23 protein-coding genes are annotated in these 23,291 nt (G+C 67.8%); 9 read left to right on the top strand and 14 right to left on the bottom strand.

The window, feature by feature from the left end; genetic code table 11:
* Positions 1-54: 54 nt before the first annotated feature.
* A complete protein-coding gene (locus tag J8I34_RS04885) occupies positions 55-1,248 on the bottom strand; it encodes an acyl-CoA dehydrogenase (RefSeq protein WP_209805473.1) in 1,194 nt (397 codons plus the stop codon).
* 223 nt (positions 1,249-1,471) lie between these two features.
* Here J8I34_RS04885 and J8I34_RS04890 point away from each other — a divergent pair, with 223 nt between their 5' ends.
* On the top strand, positions 1,472-2,281 hold the full coding sequence (locus J8I34_RS04890) for an IclR family transcriptional regulator (protein WP_209805474.1): 810 nt from the start codon (positions 1,472-1,474) through the stop codon (positions 2,279-2,281).
* Between the two features lie 94 nt (positions 2,282-2,375).
* On the opposite strand, the gene kynA is transcribed toward J8I34_RS04890, so the two are convergent.
* From kynA to kynB, 3 genes are read right to left on the bottom strand one after another with little or no spacing between them, the layout of a single operon-like run.
* Positions 2,376-3,260, bottom strand: a complete 885-nt coding sequence (gene kynA / locus J8I34_RS04895; protein WP_209805475.1) for a tryptophan 2,3-dioxygenase — start codon at positions 3,258-3,260, stop codon at positions 2,376-2,378.
* Positions 3,261-3,274: 14 nt separating this feature from the next.
* On the bottom strand, positions 3,275-4,531 hold the full coding sequence (kynU, locus tag J8I34_RS04900) for a kynureninase (RefSeq protein WP_209805476.1): 1,257 nt from the start codon (positions 4,529-4,531) through the stop codon (positions 3,275-3,277).
* A gap of 36 nt (positions 4,532-4,567) precedes the next feature.
* On the bottom strand, positions 4,568-5,218 hold the full coding sequence (kynB, locus tag J8I34_RS04905; protein WP_209805477.1) for an arylformamidase: 651 nt from the start codon (positions 5,216-5,218) through the stop codon (positions 4,568-4,570).
* A gap of 148 nt (positions 5,219-5,366) precedes the next feature.
* Here kynB and J8I34_RS04910 point away from each other — a divergent pair, with 148 nt between their 5' ends.
* Positions 5,367-5,852, top strand: a complete 486-nt coding sequence (locus J8I34_RS04910) for an Lrp/AsnC family transcriptional regulator (RefSeq protein ID WP_209805478.1) — start codon at positions 5,367-5,369, stop codon at positions 5,850-5,852.
* Here the strand turns inward: J8I34_RS04910 and J8I34_RS04915 are convergent.
* Positions 5,849-6,286, bottom strand: coding sequence for a MarR family winged helix-turn-helix transcriptional regulator (locus J8I34_RS04915; protein WP_209805479.1), 438 nt, complete (start codon positions 6,284-6,286; stop codon positions 5,849-5,851). The genes J8I34_RS04910 and J8I34_RS04915 overlap by 4 nt on opposite strands.
* A gap of 17 nt (positions 6,287-6,303) precedes the next feature.
* Positions 6,304-6,864 (bottom strand): flavin reductase family protein, encoded by a 561-nt coding sequence (locus tag J8I34_RS04920; RefSeq protein WP_209805480.1) that lies wholly within the window; start codon positions 6,862-6,864, stop codon positions 6,304-6,306.
* 153 nt (positions 6,865-7,017) lie between these two features.
* Here J8I34_RS04920 and J8I34_RS04925 point away from each other — a divergent pair, with 153 nt between their 5' ends.
* The 5 genes from J8I34_RS04925 to msrA all read left to right on the top strand — a co-directional run bounded on the left by J8I34_RS04925 (position 7,018) and on the right by msrA (position 12,433).
* Complete coding sequence (locus tag J8I34_RS04925; protein ID WP_209805481.1) at positions 7,018-8,088, top strand: 2,5-dihydroxypyridine 5,6-dioxygenase NicX family protein; 1,071 nt, start codon at positions 7,018-7,020, stop codon at positions 8,086-8,088.
* Positions 8,085-8,903 carry an alpha/beta fold hydrolase gene (locus J8I34_RS04930; protein WP_209805482.1) on the top strand — a complete coding sequence of 273 codons (819 nt, stop codon included), beginning with the start codon at positions 8,085-8,087 and terminating at the stop codon, positions 8,901-8,903. Before J8I34_RS04925 ends, J8I34_RS04930 begins: the two co-directional genes overlap by 4 nt.
* Positions 8,904-8,983: 80 nt before the next feature.
* The gene (locus tag J8I34_RS04935; RefSeq protein WP_209774096.1) at positions 8,984-10,237 is read left to right on the top strand and encodes an acyl-CoA dehydrogenase family protein; all 1,254 of its coding nucleotides are present in this window, start codon (positions 8,984-8,986) and stop codon (positions 10,235-10,237) included.
* Complete coding sequence (locus J8I34_RS04940; protein ID WP_209805483.1) at positions 10,234-11,775, top strand: class I adenylate-forming enzyme family protein; 1,542 nt, start codon at positions 10,234-10,236, stop codon at positions 11,773-11,775. Before J8I34_RS04935 ends, J8I34_RS04940 begins: the two co-directional genes overlap by 4 nt.
* A 115-nt stretch (positions 11,776-11,890) precedes the next feature.
* Complete coding sequence (gene msrA / locus J8I34_RS04945) at positions 11,891-12,433, top strand: peptide-methionine (S)-S-oxide reductase MsrA (protein WP_029045485.1); 543 nt, start codon at positions 11,891-11,893, stop codon at positions 12,431-12,433.
* Positions 12,434-12,440: 7 nt separating this feature from the next.
* Here msrA and J8I34_RS04950 read toward each other — a convergent pair whose 3' ends face one another.
* From J8I34_RS04950 to J8I34_RS04970, 5 genes are all read right to left on the bottom strand, one after another.
* Entirely contained in the window at positions 12,441-13,475 is a 1,035-nt protein-coding gene (locus tag J8I34_RS04950) for a DUF72 domain-containing protein (protein ID WP_209805484.1), read from the bottom strand.
* Between the two features lie 42 nt (positions 13,476-13,517).
* Positions 13,518-14,759, bottom strand: a complete 1,242-nt coding sequence (locus tag J8I34_RS04955; RefSeq protein WP_209805485.1) for a class I SAM-dependent methyltransferase — start codon at positions 14,757-14,759, stop codon at positions 13,518-13,520.
* Positions 14,760-14,971: 212 nt separating this feature from the next.
* Complete coding sequence (gene pdxH, locus J8I34_RS04960) at positions 14,972-15,610, bottom strand: pyridoxamine 5'-phosphate oxidase (RefSeq protein ID WP_029045488.1); 639 nt, start codon at positions 15,608-15,610, stop codon at positions 14,972-14,974.
* 157 nt (positions 15,611-15,767) lie between these two features.
* The gene (locus tag J8I34_RS04965) at positions 15,768-16,958 is read right to left on the bottom strand and encodes an MFS transporter (protein WP_029045489.1); all 1,191 of its coding nucleotides are present in this window, start codon (positions 16,956-16,958) and stop codon (positions 15,768-15,770) included.
* 335 nt (positions 16,959-17,293) lie between these two features.
* Positions 17,294-19,642 (bottom strand): AsmA family protein, encoded by a 2,349-nt coding sequence (locus J8I34_RS04970; protein WP_209805486.1) that lies wholly within the window; start codon positions 19,640-19,642, stop codon positions 17,294-17,296.
* Positions 19,643-19,882: 240 nt separating this feature from the next.
* On the opposite strand from J8I34_RS04970, the gene tcdA reads away from it, so the two are divergent.
* On the top strand, positions 19,883-20,776 hold the full coding sequence (gene tcdA / locus J8I34_RS04975) for a tRNA cyclic N6-threonylcarbamoyladenosine(37) synthase TcdA (RefSeq protein ID WP_029045491.1): 894 nt from the start codon (positions 19,883-19,885) through the stop codon (positions 20,774-20,776).
* A gap of 14 nt (positions 20,777-20,790) precedes the next feature.
* Here the strand turns inward: tcdA and J8I34_RS04980 are convergent, their stop codons facing one another.
* Entirely contained in the window at positions 20,791-21,369 is a 579-nt protein-coding gene (locus J8I34_RS04980; protein ID WP_029045492.1) for a P-loop nucleotide/nucleoside kinase family protein, read from the bottom strand.
* A gap of 124 nt (positions 21,370-21,493) precedes the next feature.
* On the opposite strand from J8I34_RS04980, the gene J8I34_RS04985 reads away from it, so the two are divergent.
* Positions 21,494-21,931 (top strand): bacteriohemerythrin, encoded by a 438-nt coding sequence (locus J8I34_RS04985; protein ID WP_209805487.1) that lies wholly within the window; start codon positions 21,494-21,496, stop codon positions 21,929-21,931.
* Between the two features lie 21 nt (positions 21,932-21,952).
* On the opposite strand, the gene J8I34_RS04990 is transcribed toward J8I34_RS04985, so the two are convergent.
* Together J8I34_RS04990 and trxA are read right to left on the bottom strand one after the other, a co-directional pair.
* Positions 21,953-22,330 carry a cupin domain-containing protein gene (locus tag J8I34_RS04990; protein ID WP_209805488.1) on the bottom strand — a complete coding sequence of 126 codons (378 nt, stop codon included), beginning with the start codon at positions 22,328-22,330 and terminating at the stop codon, positions 21,953-21,955.
* A gap of 17 nt (positions 22,331-22,347) precedes the next feature.
* Positions 22,348-23,193 (bottom strand): thioredoxin, encoded by an 846-nt coding sequence (trxA, locus tag J8I34_RS04995; protein ID WP_209805489.1) that lies wholly within the window; start codon positions 23,191-23,193, stop codon positions 22,348-22,350.
* Positions 23,194-23,291 lie beyond the last annotated feature (98 nt).

Consider the following 23,291-nt stretch of genomic DNA (forward strand, 5'->3'; position numbering starts at 1 on the left):
CGGGCTTTTTTCATCTCAGGAGATCCTGTCCGTAAGGGCCTGGTTCCGGATGCTTCAGAAGAATGCCTGGAGGCCGGTCTGGGCGCGGCCCAGGATCAGCGCGTGGATGTCGTGCGTGCCTTCGTAAGTGTTGACCACTTCCAGGTTCACCACGTGGCGGATCACGCCGAATTCATCCGAGATGCCGTTGCCGCCCAGCATGTCGCGCGCCACGCGGGCGATGTCCAGCGACTTGCCGCACGAGTTGCGCTTCATGATCGAGGTGATTTCGACCGCGGCGGTGCCTTCGTCCTTCATGCGGCCCAGGCGCAGGCAGCCTTGCAGGCCCAGCGTGATCTCGGTCTGCATGTCGGCCAGCTTCTTCTGCACCAGCTGCGTCTGGGCCAGCGGGCGGCCGAACTGCTTGCGGTCCAGCGTGTACTGGCGCGCGGTGTGCCAGCAGAACTCGGCGGCGCCCAGCGCGCCCCAGGCGATGCCGTAGCGGGCCGAGTTCAGGCAGGTGAACGGGCCCTTCAGACCCTTCACGTCCGGCATGATGTTCTCTTCCGGCACGAAGACCTGATCGAGGACGATTTCGCCGGTGATCGACGTACGCAGGCCGACCTTGCCGTGGATAGCCGGAGCGCTCAGGCCCTTCCAGCCCTTTTCCAGGATAAAGCCGCGGATGTCTTCCTTGCCGTCTTCGCCCGCCAGCTTGGCCCAGACCACGAACACGTCGGCGATCGGCGAGTTGGTGATCCACATCTTGGCGCCGGTCAGCTCGTAGCCGCCGTCGACCTTTTTGGCGCGCGTGACCATTGAGCCCGGGTCGGAGCCGTGGTTCGGCTCGGTCAGGCCGAAGCAGCCGATCCATTCGCCGGTGGCCAGCTTGGGCAGGTACTTCTGCTTCTGCGCTTCGGTGCCGAATTCATAGATCGGCACCATCACCAGCGACGACTGCACGCTCATCATCGAGCGGTAGCCCGAATCGACGCGCTCGACTTCACGGGCGATCAGCCCGTAGCTGACGTAGTTCAGGCCGGGGCCGCCGTATTGCTCGGGGATGGTGGGGCCGAGCAGCCCCAGTTCGCCCATCTCGCGGAAGATCTCGACGTCGGTCTTCTCGTTGCGGAACGACTGCAGCACGCGCGGCATCAGCTTGTCCTGGCAGTACGCCGCGGAGGCGTCACGCACGGCGCGTTCGTCGGCGGTCAGTTGCTGGTCGAGCAGCAGGGGATCGGCCCAGTGGAATTCGGCGTTGGCAGCCATGCAGGTCTCCTTCGGTGGCGCGGTGGAAGCGGGGCGACTTGCGCGGGTGCTTCCGGAGTATCGGGTTCGGTAATCTTGCGGAGGATTTTGCGGTTCCGCATTGCGGAACTGTGTTCCGTTGAATTAGTATATCGCAATGGATCTTCCGTGCAACAGGCAAAACCCCGAGTCACCGATGCCTTGTGCGATGAGCGGACAACCGCCGACCTGAGAGGAGCACATCTTGAACAGTCCGTCACTTTCGAACGACGCACCGGCGCCGGACACACCGGTACGTGAGAGCGATCCCAATTTCGTCACGGCGCTGGCGCGCGGGCTGGAGCTGCTGCGCTGTTTTCGTACCGGCGAAGCGATGCTTGGCAACCAGGAGTTCGTGCGCCGCACCGGGTTTCCCAAAGCCACTGTCAGCCGGCTGGCCGGCACGCTGGTGCAGCTGGGTTACCTGCGCTATGACGACAGCCTTGGCAAGTACGCGCTCGATGCCGGCGTGCTGGCGCTGGGATATGCGTACCTGTCGGCGTCCGACGTGGTGACGCTGGCGCGGCCGCATATGCTGGCGTTTGCGCAGTCGTATGGCGTGTCGGTATCGCTTGGCAAGCGTGAGCGGATGGAGGTGATTTACCTCGAATCGATCCGCAATGACGCGGGCGTGATGCTGGGCCTGGGGGTGGGCTCGCGGCTGTCGCTGGTGTCCAGTTCGATGGGACGGGCGTATCTGGCTGCGCTCCCTGCGCCGCGGCGGGACCGGGTGCTGGCCGAGTTCAGCCAGGCGTTTCCGGAACAGTGGAAGCAGCAGGAAGGGGCAATGCGGGTGGCGCTGGCCGAAGCGCAGCAGCGGGGCTATGCGTCGTCATTCCGGGATTGGCATCCGGCGATTCATGCTTGCGCGGTGGCGTTTCGGCCCGTCGGGGAGAAGGATCTGCATATGTTGAGTTGCAGTGCTTCTTATGGGGCGGTGGAGGAAGAGGTTTTTCACCGGACGCTTGCGCCGGCAATGGTGGCGTTGGCCGGGAGGTTGTCGGACGGGGTTTAGGGGTTTCCCGTTGGTGTCTTTGCCTTGCGGCCGGGCATTTGGTGGATGCCCGGCCGCAGGCCGCCGCAAATCCCGGAATGCGGGGCACCAGGGCTTAAAGATCCGTCCTCAGCTTCCAAAGCTCCGGAAACAACACCACGTCCAGCATCTTCCGCAAATAGCTGACACCTTCGGTGCCGCCAGTGCCACGCTTGAACCCGATTACGCGTTCAACCGTAGTCACATGCCGGAATCGCCATTGCCGGAACGAATCCTCCAGGTCGACGAACTTCTCGCCAAGTTCATACAGCTCCCAATGCGCAGAAGGATTGCGATAGACCTCAAGCCAAGCCGCCTCAACCGAAGCGTTGTAGGCGGTAGGCTGGGTCCAGTCGCGCTCGACGCATTGCGAATCGATGGCAAACCCACGCCGCGCCATCAGCCGGATCGCTTCGTCATAAAGAGAAGGCGTCTTCAACGCGGTCTCCACCAGCGCCAGATGCTCGGCCCGATGCGCATGCGGCTTCAACATGGCCGCATTCTTGTTGCCGAGGATGAATTCGATTTCCCGATACTGGTACGACTGGAAGCCAGACGACATCCCCAGATAAGGCCGCATCGCCGAATACTCTGGCGGCGTCATCGTCGCCAGCACGTTCCACGCCTGCACCAGCTGGTCCATGATCCGCGATACGCGCGTCAGCATCTTGAATGCCGGCGGCAAGCTGTCGGTCTTGACCGATTCCCGCGCCGCGCGCAGCTCATGCAGCATCAGCTTCATCCACAGCTCGGTGGTCTGGTGCTGCACGATAAACAGCATCTCGTTATGGTCCGGCGACAGCGGGTGCTGCGCGCTCAGGATCTGGTCCAGGCCCAGATAATCGCCATAGCTCATGTCCTTGGCGAAATCCATCTGCGCGCCATGCCAGTCATCGCCCTGCGATGCCGTTTGCGATACGCTCGCCGCGCCCGAGAACGGGCATCCCTTGATTTCACTCATGATGGAACTCCCGATCAGGTCACCTGGCCGCGCACCTGGAAGCGCGCATCGCGATACGTGCCGCTGTCCAGCACATCACGCAGGATTTCCACCGCATCCCAGACTTCGGTAAAGCTGGTGTACAGCGGCGTGAAGCCGAAGCGCGCAATGCGCGGCTCGCGGTAGTCGCCGATGACGCCGCGCTCGATCAGGGCCTGCACCACGGCATAGCCTTCCGGATGCTCCCAGCTCACCTGGCTGCCGCGGCGCGCGTGCTCGCGCGGCGTGACCAGCGTAAGCGGATGCTGGCCGCAGCGTGCTTCCACCAGTTCGATAAAGAGGTCGGTCAGAAGCAGCGACTTGGCGCGCAGCACTTGCATGCTGGTCTGGGCATAGATGTCCAGCCCGCATTCGACCATCGCCAGCGACGTGACCGGCTGCGTGCCGCACAGGAAGCGGCGCACGCCTTCCACCGGGCGGTACTGCGGTTCCATCGCGAACGGCGCGGCATGGCCCCACCAGCCCGACAGCGGCTGCCAGAACGCATCGCGCAGCGCCGGCGCGACCCACACGAACGCGGGCGAGCCCGGGCCGCCGTTCAGGTACTTGTAGGTGCAGCCGATGGCGTAGTCGGCGCCGGATGCCTTCAGGTTGACCGGCACGGCGCCGGCGGAGTGGCACAGGTCCCAGACGGTCAGCGCGCCTCGGGCATGGGCCAGTTCGGTGAGCGCGGCCATGTCGAGCATCTCGCCGCTCTTGTAGTTGACGTGCGTCAGCATCAGTACCGCGGTATCGGCGCCGACGGCGGCGTCGATCTCGGCCGGCGAGTCGACCAGTCGCAGCGAGTAGCCCTGCTGCAGCAGGTCGGCCAGGCCCTGGGCGATATAGAGGTCGGTCGGGAAGTTGCTGGATTCGGAGACGATCACCTTGCGCGCCGGATCGCGCGTCTGCTGCACGCGCAGCGCGGCGGCGAGCACCTTGAACAGGTTGATCGAGGTGGTGTCGGTCACCACCACTTCATTCTCGCCGGCGCCGACCAGCGGGGCGAGCTTGTTGCCCAGCCGCTGCGGCAGTTCGAACCAGCCGGCGGTGTTCCAGCTGCGGATCAGGCCATCGCCCCATTCCTCGGCCACTACCTGGGCAGCGCGCGCGGCGGCGGCGCGCGGGCGGGCGCCGAGCGAATTGCCATCGAGGTAGATCACGCCCTCGGGCAGGGCGAACTGCTCGCGCAGGGGGCGCAGCGGGTCTTGCTGGTCGAGCTGTAGACAGTGCTCGCGGTCAATGGTCGTCATGTCTTGATAGTGGGTAGGCGTGAAATTCTGAGGCGTTCAGTCCAGGCTGCGCAGCACGGCGCGCACCGGGCTGGCATCGAGCCCGGCAAAGCGCAGTGGCAGCGCGATCAGTTCGTAGTCGCCTTCGGCAACGTCGTCCAGCACGATGCCTTCCAGGATCGCCAGGCCATGCCGGCGCACGGCGCGGTGCGCGTCCATGGTCTTGGATTCCTGCGGATCGAGAGACGGGGTATCGATCCCGACCAGCTGCACGCCATGCGATGCGAGCAGCGCGATGGTCTCGGCGGCAACGGCGCAGAAAGCGGGATCCCAGTGCGCCAGCGGCGCCTGCCGGTAGGTGCGCAGCAGCACGCGCGGCGGCAGGTCCTGCAGCGCGTGTTCGACATGGCGCGGCTCCACCACCGGCGCCGCGCCGATGCAGTGGATCACCCGGCAGGTGCCGAGGTAGGGCGCCAGCGGCACGTCACCGATCGGTGCGCCATCGGCGGCGTAGTGCAGCGGCGCGTCGGCGTGGGCTCCGGTATGTGGCGACAGCGTGATGCGGCCGACATTCACCGGGCAGTGTTCGTCCATCTGCCAAGCGGGCGCTTGCTGGAATGGGGTGTCGCCAGGCCACACCGGGGTGGCCGGTGACAGCGGCGGGCTGATGTCCCACAGCTGGCGCGGGTCTTGTCTGGGGGCGATCATGGAATGGGGCGGCGGTGCCGTTTATTGTCTGCCTCGATGTCGGCATATTAGACAAATTCCCCGGGAAGAGGCTTGCGAAATGAGCGGTCCGGTACGTCATCTTTCGCATAAAATTCTAATATCACACAATTCATCGCAGGAAATTCGAATGACCCTCGATCCTATCGATCTGCGCATCCTCGCGTGCCTGCAGGAGAACGGCCGCATCAGCAACCAGGATCTTGCCGACCGGGTGGCGCTGTCGCCTTCGGCATGCCTGCGCCGCGTGCGGCTCTTGGAAGAGTCAGGGGTGATCGGCGGCTACCGCGCCTGGTTCGTTGCCGAGCAACTCGGGCTGGAGCTGGAGGCCATCGTGCAGGTGTCGATGCGCCATGACGTGGAGGGCTGGCACGACACCTTTATCGCCGCGGTGCAGTCCTGGCCCGAAGTGCTGTCGGCCTACATCATCACCGGCGACAGCAATTACATCCTGCGTGTGCAGGCGCGCAACCTGAAGCACTACTCGGACTTCATCGTGAACCGGCTGTACCGCACCAAGGGCGTGATGGATATCCGCTCGAACATCGTGCTGCAGCGGATCAAGACCGACAGCTCGCCGCTGGCGATCCTGAAGGCGGGCGGGGAGGAGGCCTAACGCCGCGTGTGCAGCGCGATCAGCTGCCGCAGCGTTTCCTTGAGCTGCGCCCCCTGGTCGGGGCCGAAATCGTTCAGCACCGCGCGTTCATGCTGCGCGGCGCGCTCCAGCAGCGGCCCGGCCAGCGCCAGCCCGCGCGGCGTGATCGAGATCAGCGCATGGCGGCGGTCGGCGGTGCCGGCGGTGCGCCTGACCAGCCCCTCGGCGGCCATGCGGTCGACCAGCTTGGTCAGCGTGGGCTGCTTGGTCAGCGTGATTTCGGCCAGCGCGCCGATGGTGCAGTCGGCGCGGTCGGCCAGCGTCGCCAGCACGCGCCATTCCGGCACGGACAGGCCGCGGGCTTCGACCTCGCGGTGGAATTCGCCGGAAATCAGGTGGCTGGCGCGGGCCAGCAGGTAGGCCAGGTAGCCGTCGACAAAAGGCTGGTCCGCCATGATGGAGCCGCGCTCGCTCAGGGCTCGATCGGGGTGGTGGTGGAAAACTGCCCGCCCTGGAACACCAGCGGTCCGTCCGGGCCTTCGAGCACGCCGCAGCGCTCTACTTCGCCGACGAAGATCACATGGTCGCCCTCGTCGTAGCGGCTGCGGTTATGGCATTCGAACCACGCCAGCGCATTGGCCAGGATCGGCAGGCCGGTGGCCGACAGTCGGTAGTCGACGCCCGCGAAGCGGTCGCCCTTCAGCGTGGCGAAGCGCTGGCACAGGTCCAGTTGCGATGCCGACAGCACATTGATGATGTAGTGGGTGCCGTCGCGGAACATCGGCAGGCTGTTGGCGCGCGTGGCCATGCTCCACAGCACCAGTGGCGGATCCAGCGACACCGAGTTGAACGAACTGGCGGTGATGCCAATGAACGGCGGCGCGCCGGCCGCGACCGATTCAGCGCTGGCACGCGTGGTGATGACCGTCACGCCGGTCGCGAACTGTGACAGCGTGCGGCGGAAATGCTGCGTATCGAAGTCCGGTGCGGCGGCGACGCTGGCGATCCGTGGCTGGGCCTCAGGCATGCCCATGGGGGCTCCACTGGAGTTCATGAAATTTCATATATATTATTCGCGCCAGGGACTTCAACCAAGTCCGCTGATACGCCGCCTGCGGCGGGTGTCGGTCGAGGCGCAAAAAACAGCGCGGCGCATGCCGCCAGGATAACAAGCAGGAGACAAGACATGCTCATCGAGCAGATCGAACACCGCTGGCTGGCGGCGTTCCGGCGCACTCTGGAACTCTGTGCCCTGCAAGGCGCGGAAGTCGTTGGAATTGTAACGGAGTCGCAATCCCGCCCTGTCAACGTGGCCTTGGCCGAATTGGCGGTGCACTCGCTGGGTGCCACGCCGGTGCGGATCCAGGTGCCGACACCGGCACTCAGTGCGCCCGCCCCGGTACGTTCGACCGGCGCCAGCGATGCCCTGCAAAACCTCGCGCCGGTCGTCGCCGCGCTGTCCCGCTGCCACCTGGTGCTCGATTGCACCGTCGAAGGCCTGCTGCACGCCCCCGAACTGCCGCTGATCCTGCGCGGCGCCGACGGCGTCATGCCGCGCATGCTGATGGTCAGCAACGAACACCCGGAGATCCTGGAGCGCTGCCAGCCCGACCCCGCGCTGGAAGGCACCGTGCGCGCCGCGATGAAGCGTCTGCGCGGCGCGAAGGAAATGCGCGTGCATTCCGCGGCCGGCACCGAGCTGCGTATCGGCCTGGCCGACGCCCGCGTGGGTGGCGTCTGGGGCTTCTGCAACAAGCCGGGGCAGGTCTCGCACTGGCCGGGCGGCCTGTGCCTGGCGTTCCCGGCCAGCCGCCAGGTCAACGGCACGCTGGTGCTGGCACCGGGCGACGTCAACCTGACCTTCAAGACTTACCTGCGCGACACCGTGGTCTGCCATATCGAGGATGACTACATCGTCGCCGTGGAAGGGCAGGGCGTCGACGCCGACATGATGCGCGGCTATTACCAGGCCTGGGCCGACCGCGAGGGCACGCGCGACGCCTACGCGGTCTCGCACGTCGGCTGGGGCCTGAACCGGGCGGCGCGCTGGGATGCGCTGACCTTCTACGACAAGCGCGACTGCAACGGCACCGAGCTGCGCGCATTCGGCGGCAACTTCCTGTTCTCCACGGGCGCCAACGAGGTGGCGGGCCGCCATACGCTGGGCCATTTCGATTTGCCCCTGCGCAACTGCACGGTCTCGCTCGACGGCCGCAATGAAGTCGAGGCAGGCCAGCTGGTGGAGGTGCCGGCATGAGCGTGCCCACCCTCCATAAGCACCCCAATGGCATCGCCACGCTTGATTGGGGCGACGGCCCGGTGGTGGTGGTGATGCTGCACGGCATCGGCGGCGGCAAGGCCGCGTGGCCGGCGCAGGGCGAAGCGCTGGCGCAGGCGGGCTACCGCGCGCTGGCGTGGGACATGCCCGGCTATGGCGACAGCGCCATGATCGATCCTTACGATTTCGACGGCCTGGCCCGCGCTTTGGCGCCGCTGTTACAGGCCGAGCGCGATGCCGGCCGGCGCGTGGTGCTGCTCGGCCACAGCATGGGCGGCATGGTGGCGCAGCAGGCGTATGCCGCCACGCCGGCCTTGGTCGACGGCATGGTGCTGTCGGGCACCTCGCCCGCGTTCGGCAAGGGCGACGGGCCGTGGCAGCGCGAGTTCGTCGCCGCGCGCACCGCGCCGCTGGATGCCGGCAAGAGCATGGCCGAGATGGCGGCAGGGCTGGTGCGCACCATGGTCGCGCCGGATGCTGATGCGCCCGCCGTGGCCTTCGCCACCGCGGTAATGGCTGCCGTGCCCGCGCCCGCCTACCGCGCCGCGCTGGGTGCGCTGGTGCGCTTCAACCAGCGCGACGCGCTTGCGCGCATCGCCGTGCCGGTGCTCGCGCTGGCCGGCCAGCACGACACCAACGCCTCGCCGGAAGTGATGCAGCGCATGGCGCAGCGCATCCCCGGCGCCGAATACCACTGCCTGCGCGATGTCGGCCACCTGGCCTGCATGGAGCGGCCGGCGGCCTTCAACGCTCCCGTACTCGCTTTCCTCCAACGGCATTTCCCGGTGCGCTGACGCGCGCGCCGGTCCCGAAGTCCCTGAAAACCAGATCAACGGCGCAGGTTCATATCGACCGGCGCCAAGGAGACCGCGACATGCCATCCGGCCAGCTCGACTTCATCCCTGCCGTCGGTACGGCGGATTTCACCCCGCGCCAGGCGCGCCTGCTGGCGCTGGCCAACCGCCTGGGCCGCGAACGCTTCGCCGCGCGCGCCGCCACCTGGGACCGCGAGGCCAGCTTTCCCTTCGCCAACTACGACGACCTGCGCGAAGCCGGCCTGCTGGGGCTGTGCGTGCCGGAAGCCTTCGGCGGCGAAGGCGCGGACTTCGCCACCTATTGCATGGTGGGCGCCGAGATCGGCCGCTTCTGCGGCGCGACCGCGCTGACGTACAACATGCATATCTGCTCGACCATGTGGACCGGCACGCTGTCCGATGGCATCGAGATGACGCCCGGACAGCGTGCCGAGCACGAGGCCCGCCGCGCCCTGCATTTCGCGCGCGTGGTGCGCGACGGCGCGGTCTACGCGCAGCCGTTCTCGGAAGGCTCGGCCGCGGCCGCCGGCAAGGCGCCGTTCGGCACCGCCGCGCGCAAGGTCGAAGGCGGCTGGGTGCTGAACGGCCGCAAGATCTTCGCCTCGCTGTCTGGCGCCGCCGACTACTACGGCATCCTCTGCACCGAGGACCGCGGCGACCAGCATCCCGACATGCGCGATACCCTCTATATCGCCGTGCCGGGCAAGGCCGACGGCCTCACCGTCACCGGCGAATGGGATCCGATGGGCATGCGCGGCACGGTCTCGCGCACGCTGCTGCTCAAGGACGTGTTCGTGCCCGACCAGGAGCAGCTGATGCCGCGCGGGGTCTACTACCGCGCCGCGCAGACCTGGCCGGCCATGTTCTTCACGCTGTCGCCGACCTACCTCGGCGTGGCGCAGGCCGCCTACGACTTCACCGTGCAGTACCTGCGCGGCGAGGTGCCGGGCCAGCCGCCGGTCAAGCGCCGCATGTACCCGACCAAGCAGATCGCGGTGGCGCAGATGCGCATCCAGCTCGAGACCATGCGCTCGATCTTCTGGCGCGTGATCCATGAAGCGAAGCCGAACCCCTCCAGGGACGAGCGCCTGCGCCTGTACGCCGCGCACTACACCGTGATGGAAGGCGCCAACGATATCGCGCGGCTGGCGATCCGTACCTGCGGCGGGCAGTCGATGCTCAAGGACCTGCCGCTGGAGCGCCTGTACCGCGATTCGCGCTGCGGTGCGCTGATGCTGCCCTGGACCGCCGAGCTGATCCTGGACCGCATGGGCCGCGAAACGCTGTACGAATCCGGCGAGCGCGACGAATGAGCGGCGCCAGCACTGGCCCGTCCCGTTGCGGCGCCGCCGGACCCGGCGCGCTGCCATCCCTGCTGTGGGCGCACGCCGACGCGGCGCCGCAGCGGCCCGCGCTGCATTACCTCGGCCGCACGTTGAGCTACGGCGAGCTGTGGCGCCGCGTGGAGCGCGCCAGCGCCCACCTGGCGGCGACCTGGGGCATCCGCGCCGGCGACCGCGTCGGCACGCTGTGCCTGAACCATGAATTGCAGCTGGTGCTGCTGTTCGCCTGCGCGCGGGTCGGAGCGATGTTCGTGCCGTTGAACTACCGGCTCGCCGCGGCCGAACTGCACGCCATCGCCGGCCATGCGCAGCTGGCGTTGCTGTTCCACGACGACGCGCATGCCGCGCTGGCGCAGGAAGCCAGCGATGGCCAGTGCCGGCTGGCGCATCTGGAACGCATCGTCGATCACCCGGCGCCGCTCGTTGCCAGCTTCCCGCACGTTGCCGGCGCCGTGCCGCTGCTGCTGGCCTATACCTCCGGCACCACCGGCAAGCCCAAGGGCGCGGTCCATACGCAGGCCGGGCTGCTGGCCAATGCGCGGGCCAGCTGGTGGGCGCACGGCATGACGCGGGACGACCATGTGCTGTCGGTGCTGCCGACCTTCCATGTCGGCGGCCTGTGCATCCAGACGCTGCCGGCGCTGCTGGCCGGGGCGCAGGTGACGCTGCATGACCGCTTCGCGCCCGGCGCATGGCTGGCGTCGGTCGCGCAAGCGCGACCGAGCCTGTCGCTGATGGTGCCGGCCACGCTGCGGGCGGTGCTGGAGCATCCCGGCTGGGACAGCGCCGACCTGTCGCCGCTGCGCGGCGTGATGGCCGGTTCGTCGACGATCCCGCTGTCTTATATCGACGCTTTCCACGCGCGTGGGGTGCCGCTCGGCCAGGTCTATGGCGCCACCGAGACCGGACCGGTGTCGGTGGTGCTGAAGCTGGAAGACGCCATGGCGCGGCCAGGCTATGCCGGCTGGCCGGTGCCGGAGGTGACGGTGCGGCTGGCCGGCCCCGACGGCGCCGAGGTAGCTCAGGGCGAGGTCGGCGAACTGTGGGTGCGCGGCGCCAACGTCATGGCCGGATACTGGAACCAGCCTGCCGGCGGACTGCCCGGCGGCTGGTTCCATTCCGGCGACCTGGCCCACCGCGATGCCGACGGCTGCATCGAAGTGGTCGGCCGCAGCAAGGACATGATCATTTCCGGCGGCGAGAACATTTATCCGGCCGAGATCGAAAACGTGTTGCTCGGGCTGCCCGGCGTGCAGGAGTGCGCGGTGGTGGGGGTGGCCGACGCGCGCTGGGGGGAGGTGCCGGTGGCGGTGATCGTGCCGGCGCCGGGCGCCGACCGCGCGCCGCTGGCCCCGGCGCCGGTACGCGAGGCGCTGGCCGCCCGCATCGCCCGCTTCAAGCTGCCGCGGGAGGTGGTGCTGCTCGATGACTTGCCGCGCAGCGCGCTGGGCAAGGTGATGAAGCCCCAGCTGCGGGCGCTGCTGGAATCGCAACGGCAACCCGGCTGACGCGGCAGTCCAGCCGCATGGCCGATGCGCGCGCGCCCGACTGCGCTTATGCTTGAGGTCCGTGACACCGGACAATCACGACATTGACATAGACCAGCCAAGGGGGCGGCGCAACATGGAACATCGATATGAAACGGCCACGCTGGGGGGCGGGTGCTTCTGGTGCCTGGAGGCGGTCTACCAGCAGGTCAAGGGTGTAGTCGCGGTGGAGTCGGGCTATACCGGCGGCCATGTGGATCATCCGACCTACCAGCAGGTGTGCGAAGGCGATACCGGCCACGCCGAAGTGGTGCGCGTCACCTTCGACCCGTCCGTGATCACTTTCCGCGAGATCGTCGAGATTTTCTTTGCCATCCACGATCCGACCACGCCGGACCGGCAGGGCAACGACGTCGGGCCGCAGTACCGCTCGGTGATCTTCACGCATTCGGAAGCGCAGCGCGCCGTTGCCGAGTACGTCATGCGCGAACTGGCCGCGGCCAAGGTCTACGATGCCCCGATCGTGACCCAGGTCGAGCCCGAGCAGCCGTACTGGCGCGCGGAAGAGGGCCACCAGAACTACTTCCAGGACCATCCGAGCCAGGGCTACTGCGCCTTCGTGATCTCGCCCAAGCTGGCCAAGTTCCGCAAGCAGTTCGCCGCCAGGCTGCGGGTGTAGCCGGCGCCTACAGCCGTGCGGCGATGGCCTCGGCCAGCCGCGCGATGCTCAGCGGCGCGCAACCTTCGGCATTGTTGCTGACGATGACGATGGCGGGCTGGCCGGCGCGCACGGTGCGCGCCACCACGTCGGCGATGGCGTCGCGCGTGCCGGGATCGTCGTCGACGATGCGGTCGAACGGCGTGTACAGCTTCTCGGCATACGCGTATGGCCGGCCCGCGTGCAGCATCCAGCGCAGCAGCAGCGGCCCTGGGCCGGCTTCATCCATCAAGGCCTGCGCCGCGGCCTGGCGCGGCACCGCCGGCAGCCGGTCGCGCGCCGACAGGCAGAAGCGCGCGCCATGGCGGCGCAGCAGCTTGATATAACGCGGCGTCAGTAGCGCCGGGTCGCGCAGCTCGACGGCATAGCAGGCATGCGGGGTGATGGACGGGTCCAGCGGCGGCAGCGCGCCCAGGAACGCGTCGAGCTGCTCCAGGAACATGCCGCTGTCCGCCAGGCTGCCCATCGGCGACAGCTGGAACAGCAGCGGCCCGCATTTGCTGCCGAGGCCTGCGGTCGCCGGGGCGATGAAGTCGCGCACCGCAATCTCCGTGTCCAGGAACGCCGCATTGGCGAGCCGGCCTGCGCCGTCCGAGCCGCGCAGCCAGGCGTCGCAGACGCTGGCCGGCGCCTTGACCACGAAGCGGAAACCGTCCGGCACTTGCCCTGCGTAGAAAAGGTAGTCCGCCAGCGGGATCGGCCCGTAGAAGCCGCGATCGATGCCCGCCGCGCGCAGCAGCGGATGGCGCGAGTACGCGGCCAGCCCCTTGCGCGACAGCATGCTGTCACCATACTCGCCGTCGTAGACCAGCTTGTCCCAGCCGGGGTACGCCCACGACGAGGTGCCGAAGTAAAGGTTGGCGGGCAGGCGCGCCGACAGCGCGCGCAGTGCCTCGTCCGGCGGCGCGGGTTGCACGCCCTGGGCACGGACTGCCTTTGCGGGAGGGGCGGGAGCTTGTTGCGGGGCGGGCACGGGCAGCCCGCCAAAGAGGTCTTCGGTCAATCGGTCAATCGGTCAATCGGTCAATGTCGGGTTCGGTATCGTTCAGCCGTTGCCCCCGATGGGCTGCTCATAGATATAGCGGCGCGACCACGGCACCATGGCCGACGACATCCCCGCCTTGTGGCAGACCACCTGGTAGATCGACATCTTGTCGGTCTCGAAGGCATGCGAACAGCCGGCCAGGTACACGCGCCAGATGCGGTACTTCTTCTCGCCGACCATATCACGGATGGTCTCGCCCTTTGCCTCGAAATTATCGGCCCAGTGGCGCAGCGTCTGCGCGTAGTGGCGGCGCAGCAGTTCCACGTCGAGCGCTTCCAGGCCACCTTGCTCCATCGTCTTCAGCACCAGCCCGATGTGCGGCAGCTCTCCTTGCGGGAACACGTAGCGGTCCATGAACTCGGCGCCGTCCATCGGCGTATGGCCGTTGTCGGGGTCGGGCGAGGTGATGCCGTGGTTCATCGCATAGCCGTCATCGGCCAGCAGTTCGCGCATGCGGCGGAAATACCCGGGCAGGTTGTCCTTGCCCACGTGCTCGAACATGCCGACGCTGGTGATGCGGTCGAAGGTGCCAGAAGTGTCGCGGTAATCCTGCAGCCGGATCTCGATACGGTCGGACAGCCCTGCCGCCTTGACGCGCTCGGTGGCCAGGTCGAACTGGTTCTGCGACAGCGTGATGCCCACGCAGCGCGCCCCGTATTTCTGCGCGGCGCGCAGCACCAGCGCGCCCCAGCCGCAGCCGATGTCCAGCAGTGTCTGCCCGGGCTGCACCTGGATCTTGGTCAGGATATGGTCGATCTTCTTGAGCTGCGCAGTGGCCAGGTCCTCGTCGCCGTTCTCGAAATAGGCGCACGAGTACACCATGTTGGGATCGAGCCAGAGCTTGTAGAAGTCGTTCGAGACGTCATAGTGATACTGGATCGACTTCCTGTCTTCCTGCCTGGTGTGCGAGAAATGCTGCGCCACCTTGGCCAGCGCGCCGCCGGCACGCCGCGTGGCGGCCGCCGACAGGCCGTAGCCGACCTTGATGATGTCGGCCAGCCTGCCGTCAAAGTCGATCTTGCCCTGCACGTAGGCCTCGCCCAGGTTGTCCAGGCTTGGCGTCAGCAGCAGCGGCAGTGCTGCGGCCTCGCGCACGGTCAGCGTGACCTGCGGCTTGTCGAAATGGCCAAGGGCATATTCGGTGCCATCCCACAGGCGCAAGCAGACCGGCAGGTTGGCATTGTCACGCAGGTCGGCGATCCAGTTGTCGAGTTGCTTTTCCAGGGCTTGCTTGAAGAACATGCGTTTCACCTCCCGATGGTTGCGGCACACGCTCGACCGATCCTCCGGACAAGGCAGGTACTGCCCCGAGCCTTGACCCGAGTCCGTCGCGAGCGCTTGCGTAAAAATCACCAAGCGACGCCAGTCCCACTTTAGTCGAATTCTGCGGGCAGTGCAGCGCACCCTCGGGAAGCCCCCGGGACAGACCCGTTCGGACCTCCGCGGCCAGCGCGTCAGGGCGAGAGGCGCACGATCTGCCAGGCGCCGCCCGGGTGGACGCGATAGACGATGCGGTCATGCAGGCGCGACGGACGCCCCTGCCAGAATTCCAGTGCGGTCGGCACCAGCCGGTAGCCGCCCCAGTGCGGCGGGCGCGGCGGGTTGTCGCCGAACTTGCTGCGGTATTCCAGCTCGCGCTGTTCCAGCACGTCGCGGCCGGGTACTTCGCGGCTTTGTTCGGAAGCCCACGCTCCCACGCGCGAGCCGAGGGGGCGCGAGGCGAAATAGGCGTCGCTCTCGTCGTCGGCAACTTTTTCAACGATGCCTTCCACCCGCACCTGGCGCTCCAGCTGCACCCAGTGGAACAGCAGCGCGGCGCGGGGGTTTGCCGCCAGGTCCAGGCCCTTGCGGCTCTCGTAGTTGGTGAAGAAGGTGAAACCGCGGTCGTCGATGCCCTTGAGCAGCACGATGCGTGCCGAGGGCTGGCCATCGGCGCTGACGGTGGCCAGCGTCATGGCATTGGGTTCGGGCAGCTTGGCCGTGACCGCCTCGTCGAACCAGCGCTTGAACTGGCTCATCGGGTCGGGGGCCACGTCGGTTTCGGACAGCGAGCCCAGGACATAGGTACGGCGGAGGTCGGCGAGTTGAGTCATGTCGCAATCATCAAAGAATCGGTCGGGGTGCGCGGCGTGCCCGGGGGCGGGGGCGCAGGTCCGGCTGATTCGAGTATAGCGAATGCATCGGGGGCCGCATTTGCGCGCCGGCAAGGCGTGCCGGCGGCGTCACAGCGGCCAGGGGGCGCGCCGGTGTTCACGCCGGTGGCAGCGTCCTGCGTCCCTGGCGCCGCGAGTAGTAGCCGGCCGCGCCCATCGCGCCGGCCATCGACAGGAAGATCGGCAGCATGCCGAGCGCCGTGCCGACCACGCCGAAGGTCAGCGGCCACACCACCTGGCTGGTATTGAGCACCGCCGAGCGCAGGCCCAGCGCCTCGCCGGCGCGTCCGTGCGGCGACACCGTGTGCAGGATGTTCATGACATTGGGCTGGGCGCTGCCCAGCGCCAGCCCGAGCACGAAGGCCAGGCCGCACATCAGCCAGAAATGCGTGATGAAGGGGTAGGCCAGGTAGGCCAGCGCGCCCACCAGCAGCGCGGTGCGGATGATCTTCCACTCCGACAGGCGGCGCGACACCACCGGCATCGCCACGCGGATGATCAGGGTTGCCATGGCAAAGGCGCCCAGCACCCAGCCGATCGACGACGGCGACAACCCGATGCGCGAGCCCTGGATCGGGATCAGGAAGGCATGCAGGTCCCAGGCCGCCGACAGCACCGCGCTGGCGACAAAGACGGCGCGCAGTTCGGGATACTGCAGCAGGCCCAGCGTGGAACGGCGGGTGCCGTCCTCGATGGCGATGCGGCTGGCATTGCCGCCCTGCGCCGGCAGCCGCGGCCGCACCCACTGCAGGCCGGCCTGGCCGACCAGCGCCACCGCGACCAGCACGGCAAAGGCGGGGCGGAAGCCGGCATGCTCGATGACATAGCCCATCGCCACCGGTCCCAGCGTGCCCGACACCGACAGCCCGAGCGCGTGCCAGGTGTAGTTGCGCAGCCGCGTGTCGTTGGTAGAGACCTGGCCGATCAGCAATTGCATGGCCACCTGGACCAGCATGAAACCCACTCCGATCAGTGCGCACGACAGGTACAGCGCATCCAGTTCATGCCACACCGCGGGCAGCAGCGTGCCGGCCACTACCATCAGCGAGCCGGCGGTCATCGGCTTGCGCGGGCCGATCTCGTCGATGCGCTTGCCGGCGCGAATGGCCAGGAGCATCGGCAGCAGCGCGTACAGCGACATCAGCACGCCGAGCGTGACGGTGGAAGCCTTGAGGGAAATCGCGAACAGCGACACCACCACGCGGCTGGCGTTGAATGCCACGTGGTTGCACACCGTCAGCGCGATCAGCCAGGTGATCGGCGGGACGGCGGCGTGCGGCAGCGACATGGGGGCGGGCGAGTGGCGTCGTGGGACCGCGCTCGCGGGTGGCCGGCGGCCGCGCCGAGGCGGACAACAAAACGGAAAGAAGCGGAAACAAAGGGCGGCCGCAGCCGCGCCTTCCGAAGGATGCGGACGGGCGAACCCGCATCGCATCCGATGCTTGCCATGCTTAAACTTCTTGTAAATGGCCGTTTAATTATGCGCCGCATGTGGGCGAGTTACAACGGCAAACTGCGACGGGATGTCGCAGCCAGCGGAAGTGTTGCGGTTTCGCTTCAGACAACTGCAGACATGTCGCCACGCGGCGACATTCCCGGCGAGGAGCCGGTGGTGGCGTCTGCTCAACCGCCCTTGTACAGCGCCGCCTCGTTGTCCGGGCGCAATGGCTTGCGCGCTTCGCGCTCGGCCGGGCGTTCCGGGCGTTCCGGGCGTTCAGCGCGGCCGGCCTGCGCCTCCGCCTGTGCGGCAGTGCCGGGCGTTTCCGGCGGAATCGGCTTGCCGGCGGTCATGCCCGCGGTGCCGCCTGTCTTTGGATCCTTATAGGTCTTGCCGGGAGGCGGCGCGACCGGGCGCTTGCGCAGATCAGCCAGCAATGCGGCGCATTTGCTGCTGTCGCCGCCAGGCGACAGGTCCACCAGCGGCAGCACCGCGGTGGCGACCGGCGCCAGCAGCGCCAGCGACAGCGCGCCGCCGGCGCGCAGCGCCAGCACGCCGATGTCGGGGCTGACCGTCGGCTTCTTCATGGTTCCGCCCACGTACAGCGGGGAGCGCAGGGAAAAGACGCGCAGGCCCTTGGAGTCCGGGTGGATGGTCAGTGCCAGCCGCTCGCTGCGCAGGTCGATGCCGCCGGTGGTCTCGATGACTGCGTCGTCGGTATCGAGCACGAAGGTGCGCGCGCGCGCGATGCCGTTGGTAAAGGCAAAGTCGCTGACGCCGCAGTTGATCTGCACCGGCTTGTCGCCGAACAGCTTGTTGATCACCAGGCTGCCCACGTTCAGGCCGATCGCTTCCAGGATGAACTTGCTGACGGTGCCGTTCTCTACCAGCAGCTTGGCCTCGCCATTGGACGACCCTAGCAGCGCCCCGACCGAATTGCCGGTCGCCGTCAGCTTGGCGCTGCCATTGAGTTCACCGATGCTGGCGCGCATCAGGTCGATGGTGGGGAACAACTGCTTGAGCTTCATGTGGCGCGCGGTCATGTCGAGCACCGCGCCCATCGGCTCGCGCTTGCCGTCCAGGCGCACGGTCGACACCAGGTTGCCGCCGGCCACGCCGAAGTTGAGCGGATCGAGCAGCAGCACGCCATCCTGCATCTTCAGGTGGGTGACCAGGTTGGTGATGGGCAACTCCGCGTCGCGGATGATGCGCTTGCCGGCAAAGTGCACATCGGCATCGATCTTGTCCCAGCGTTCCGTATGGAACGGCGCCGCCGGCAGTGCCTTGTCGGGCGGCTGCCGGACCGCGCTGTCCTTGGCCGGGCGCCCGGGCTTGGCGTCAGCGCCGATCAGGGGCGCCAGGTCGACGAAGCGCAACTGGTTCGACAGAAGGGTGCCGGCCAGCAGCGGGCGCGGCTCGCGCTTGGTGAAGGTCAGCGTGCCGGACAGGTCGCTGCCGCCGACACGGCCAGTGAACTTCTGGTACTCGTAGATCGAGCCTTCCTTGCGCAGCGTGGCCATCAGCCGGCCGCGGGTTTCATAAGGCGGCGTCGACGGCAGCACCACGCCGGTGAGCGCGTACAGCCTGGCCATGCTGTCGCCGGCCAGCGTCAGGTGTACATCGACAGCGGCCAGGTGGGCGGGATTGGTCACGGTGCCTTCAATGAGCGCGCGCGTGGTGCCCACGCGCACATCGGCCAGGAACGGGAACGGCACATCGGTATTGCGCAGGCTCAGCACGGTGCCTGCCTTGCCGCTGGCATTGATGGTGGCATCGTTGTAGCGGCCGGTGGCTTTCCAGCGCAAGCCGTAGCGGTCGGTGCCGGCAGTGGCCGAAGCCGGCGGCCCCGATGCGGATGGGGCCGACGCGGACCGCGCGGATGCCGCCGCCGCGCTGGCCGGCGGCCCGGGCGGCACGGCGGACGCCTGCGGCCCGACCAGCGCGCCGTCGCGCGCCTTGTCATAAAGCGGGTTTTCGCCGATGGTATCGAGCTGGGCCTGCAACTCGATCTTCTTGAGCTGGTCGGACAGCGCCAGGTTGCCGCGCGCCAGCACTATCTCGCCGATATCCAGCTCCCATTTCGACGGGCCTTTCTTGGGGCCGAACTCGAGCGTCCAGTTGTTGCGCGAATCGGCCAGCCGCTCCAGCCATACCGCCGGGCTGTCGACGACGATGGTGGGCACGGCGATCTGGTGCGCCAGCAGCGGGATCGGGCGCAGTACGAAGATCAGTTCGCGTACGGTGGCGAGGTTGGGTTGGCTGGCCCAGTCGGTATTGGCGATGGTGATGTCGCGTGCCGACAGGCGCGGCCACGGTACCAGCGTATGCCAGCCGGTCTCGCCTTCGCCGCGGCGCCAGGTCACGGTCAGGTCGCCGTTGATGGCAAAGGGACGGCCGATGGCCTCGGAAACCTTGTTGTTGAGCCAGGGCTTGGCGCGGTTCCAGTCAAAGGTCAGGAACAGGACCAACAGCAGCGCGATCAGCGCGATCGGTGTCAGCACACTCCACAGGACGACCTTGCGGCGCACGGGCATGAGGCGGGCTCCTCTATGGCGGGGCAGGTCCGCTGGTACCGGCCGGCCCTCAATGGGCCCTCAAAGGCTTGCCTGGGCTTGCGTGGGGCGGCGAACGGAACACTGCAGGTCTATTGTATAGTTGCGCGCTTCCCGTCTTTGTCGGGGATTGGCTGACATCGCCGCCGGATAATGCCGGATTTTTTCGCCGGCGCGGCCCCGGCCGCGGCCGCCTCGTCCCCCACGCTCCGAGCCCTCAGCATGAACGATGCCGCACACCCCTTGCCCGGCGATCTCCCCGGCCATCTGCCTGGCCTGCCCGAGCCGCTGACCCATGAAAGCCCGGCCGACGACGACTACCACCGCCGCTTCGGCGGCGTCGCGCGGCTGTATGGCGCCGCGGGGCTGGCGCGGCTGGAAGCGGCCCATGTGTGCGTGGTCGGCATCGGCGGCGTGGGCAGCTGGGCCGCCGAGGCACTGGCGCGCAACGCGGTCGGGCGCATCACCCTGATCGACCTCGACCATATCGCGCTGTCCAACACCAACCGGCAGATCCACGCCCTGGGCGATGCCTACGGGCGCGCCAAGGTCGAGGCCATGGCCGAGCGCATCGTTGACATCAACCCGCGCTGCCGGGTGACGCAGGTCGACGACTTCGTCACCACCGACAACGTGCCCGCGCTGCTCGGTGCCGGCTATGAGTACGTGATCGACGCCATCGACGCCGTGCGGGTCAAGACCGAAATGCTGGGCTGGGCGCGGCGCCAGGGCGTGCCGGTGATCACCTGCGGTGGCGCCGGCGGCCAGCTCGATCCCACGCGCGTGCGCATCGACGACCTGGCGCGTACGATCCAGGATCCGCTGCTGTCCAAGGTGCGCGCCGGGCTGCGCAAGCAGTGGGGTTTCACCCGCGACCCCAAAAAGAAGTTCGGCATTGCCGCGGTCTATTCCGACGAGCCGCTGCAATATCCGGAGCCCGGGCAGCAGGCCTGCGAGATCGACGAGGCGCCGCCGCACGATGGGCACGCCGGCCATCCGGCTGCGAGCGGGCCGCAGGGGCTGGCCTGTGCGGGCTTCGGCTCGTCGGTGGCGGTGACGGCCGTGTTCGGTTTCGTGGCGGCGTCGGCGGCGATCGGCGCGATCGCGCGCGGCTGAAGCCGGGCCGACGTTCAGGCGCTCAACGCGCGCAGCAGGCCGTCGACCTCGGCCTCGCCCGGCGCCAGGTTGTCGAAGAAGATCAGTTCGGGAAATTCGTCCGCGCTCGGCATGAAGCGCCGCGTGCGGTACGCGTCCCAGTGCTGCAGCTTGTAGGCGTCGTTAGGGTTGCCGCGCCGGATGATGCGCGCGTGCGCCTCGTCTTCCGGCAGGTGCACCCACACGATGCGGACGGTGGTTCCCTGCGGCACCTGCAGCCATTCCGGGTCGCTCAGCAGGTGCGAGCGAATCTCGCGCGACAGCGGGCCGATCACCAGCACGCTGATGCCCAGCGCCAGGTTTTCCCGCGCGGTATCGAGCAGGCCCTGGTATTCGGGGTCGCGCAGATTGTCCAGGTAGGCCGGGCTGTCGCGGTCGTTGGGGTCGCCGGTGATGGCGGCCATGGCCGCGGCACTGTAGCGGCCGTACAGCGTGTCCTTGTCGAGCAGGCAGAAGGGCTCGCCGGTGGCCTGCATCAGCGGGCCGATCAGGCGGTGGGCGAGGGTGGTCTTGCCGGTGCCGGCATGGCCGCAGAAGAAGATCAGTCGTGGCATGGGCGATAGAGGTGGCGGGCGGGGCGCATACCCCACAGCATACCCGCCCGGCTTGCGCAAGATCAGGTCCGGGCCGCGTCGATTCGGTATCCTTGCCGTTTTCCAACGATTGCCGCCGCTCCCCATGGACGCCAAAGACCAGCTCTCCTCCGCCGGCCTGCCCGAAGACCTCCATCTCGGCGAACCGGTCACCGATGCCACCCACGCCGAGTTCGTGCAACTGCTGGCCGCAGTGGCCAGTGCGGACGATGCCGGCTTCCTGGCCGCGATGGACGAGTGGATCGACCATACGCGCCACCATTTCGCGCAGGAAGAACAGTGGATGGAGGCGATGGGCTTCGGCCCGCGCCATTGCCACGCGGGCGAGCACAAGCAGGTGCTGGCCGTGGCCGTCGCCGTGCGCGACAAGGTCCATACCGACGGCGAATTCGGGCTGGGCCGCCGGCTGGTGTCCGAGCTGTCAGGCTGGTTCGACCATCACGTCAAGTCGATGGACACGATGATGGTCGAGCATATGCGCGAGCACGGCTTCACGCTGGTGGAAGGGCCGGCCGCGGCCTGACGCCCGCGAAGCCAGCCGGGATCAGGCAGGCCGCGCCGCGTCGCGGTCGATCACCACGAAATACTTGCGCACCGGCTCCAGCACCTGGAACAGGCCGGTGAAGCCCACCGGGATCACGCAGGCGTCGCCCGGGCCGAATTCGCGGGCCTCGCCCGCCTCGTCGCTGATGCGGATGCGGCCGCTGATCACATGGAAGAACTCTTCCTTGCCTGCCGGGAAGGCGATGCGCCACGCGCCGGGCTCGCAGGCCCAGATGCCGCAGTCGAAATCGCCTTGTTCGGCGCTGTAGTGTGTCCAGGTGGTGCGGTCGGGGTTGCCCGACACCAGCCGGTCGGGCCGCGGGCGGTCGTGGGTCGGGGCGGGTTCGGTCTTGAAATCGACCAGGCGGGGCGTGGACATGGCGATTGGCTCCCCGCTCAGTTCAGCGACGTGCTTAGCTGGCGGCGCCAGCGCGACACCACCTCGGGCCGGTCGGCCAGCATCTCGAATACCGACAGCATGGTCCTGCGGCCGATATCGTCCTCGAAGCCGCGGTCGGTGCGTACGATCGCCAGCAGCTGCTCCAGCGCCGGCTCGTATTGCTGGCGCGCGATCATCAGCCGCGCCAGGTCCATCCGCGCCGCGAGGTCGCGCGGATCGGTGTCGATGCGGCCGGCAAGGGTGGCTTCGTCGGGCAGGCCGGCGGCGTTTTCCATGGCTTCGATGCGCGTGCGCAGTGCGCCGTAGCCATCTTCCTGCCCGGCGCGCGGCGACAGCGCCGCGAACTCCGCCCTGGCCCGGTCGACGGCGTTGCCGTCCAGCAGGAAGCCGATATACGCCAGCCGCGCGGCGTCCGATTCCGGATCCGCGGCAATCGCGTCGGCGAACAGCGTCTCGGCGCCGTCGCGGTTGCCGGCGGCGGCCAGTTCCTGCGCCTCGGCCAGCGGCGACCTGGCCTGGCCGGACGCCAGCCGGTCCAGGAACTCGCGCAGCCCCGACTCCGGCAGCACGCCGGTGAACTGGTCCACGGCCTGGCCGCCGGCGATCGCCACCACATGGGGGATGCTGCGCACGCCGAAATGCGCGGCCAGCTCCTGGTTCTCGTCGACATTGACTTTGACCAGTTTCCAGCGGCCTTCCGCTTCGGCCTCCAGCCGTTCCAGCATCGGGCCCAGCGTCCGGCAGGGGCCGCACCAGGGTGCCCAGAAATCGACCAGTACCGGCGCCTGGTGGGAGGCGTCGATCACTTCGGTCTCGAAATTCTGCAGGTTGACGTCGCTCATGAACAGTCCTGGAAAGAGGCGGAGATCCTTCTATTGTGAGGGCGGAGGCGCCAAATACAACGGCTGCGCGCAGTCGCCGCACACCTGGCGTTCGGGAA

The organism is Cupriavidus phytohabitans, from assembly GCF_017815025.1.
GTDB lineage: Bacteria > Pseudomonadota > Gammaproteobacteria > Burkholderiales > Burkholderiaceae > Cupriavidus.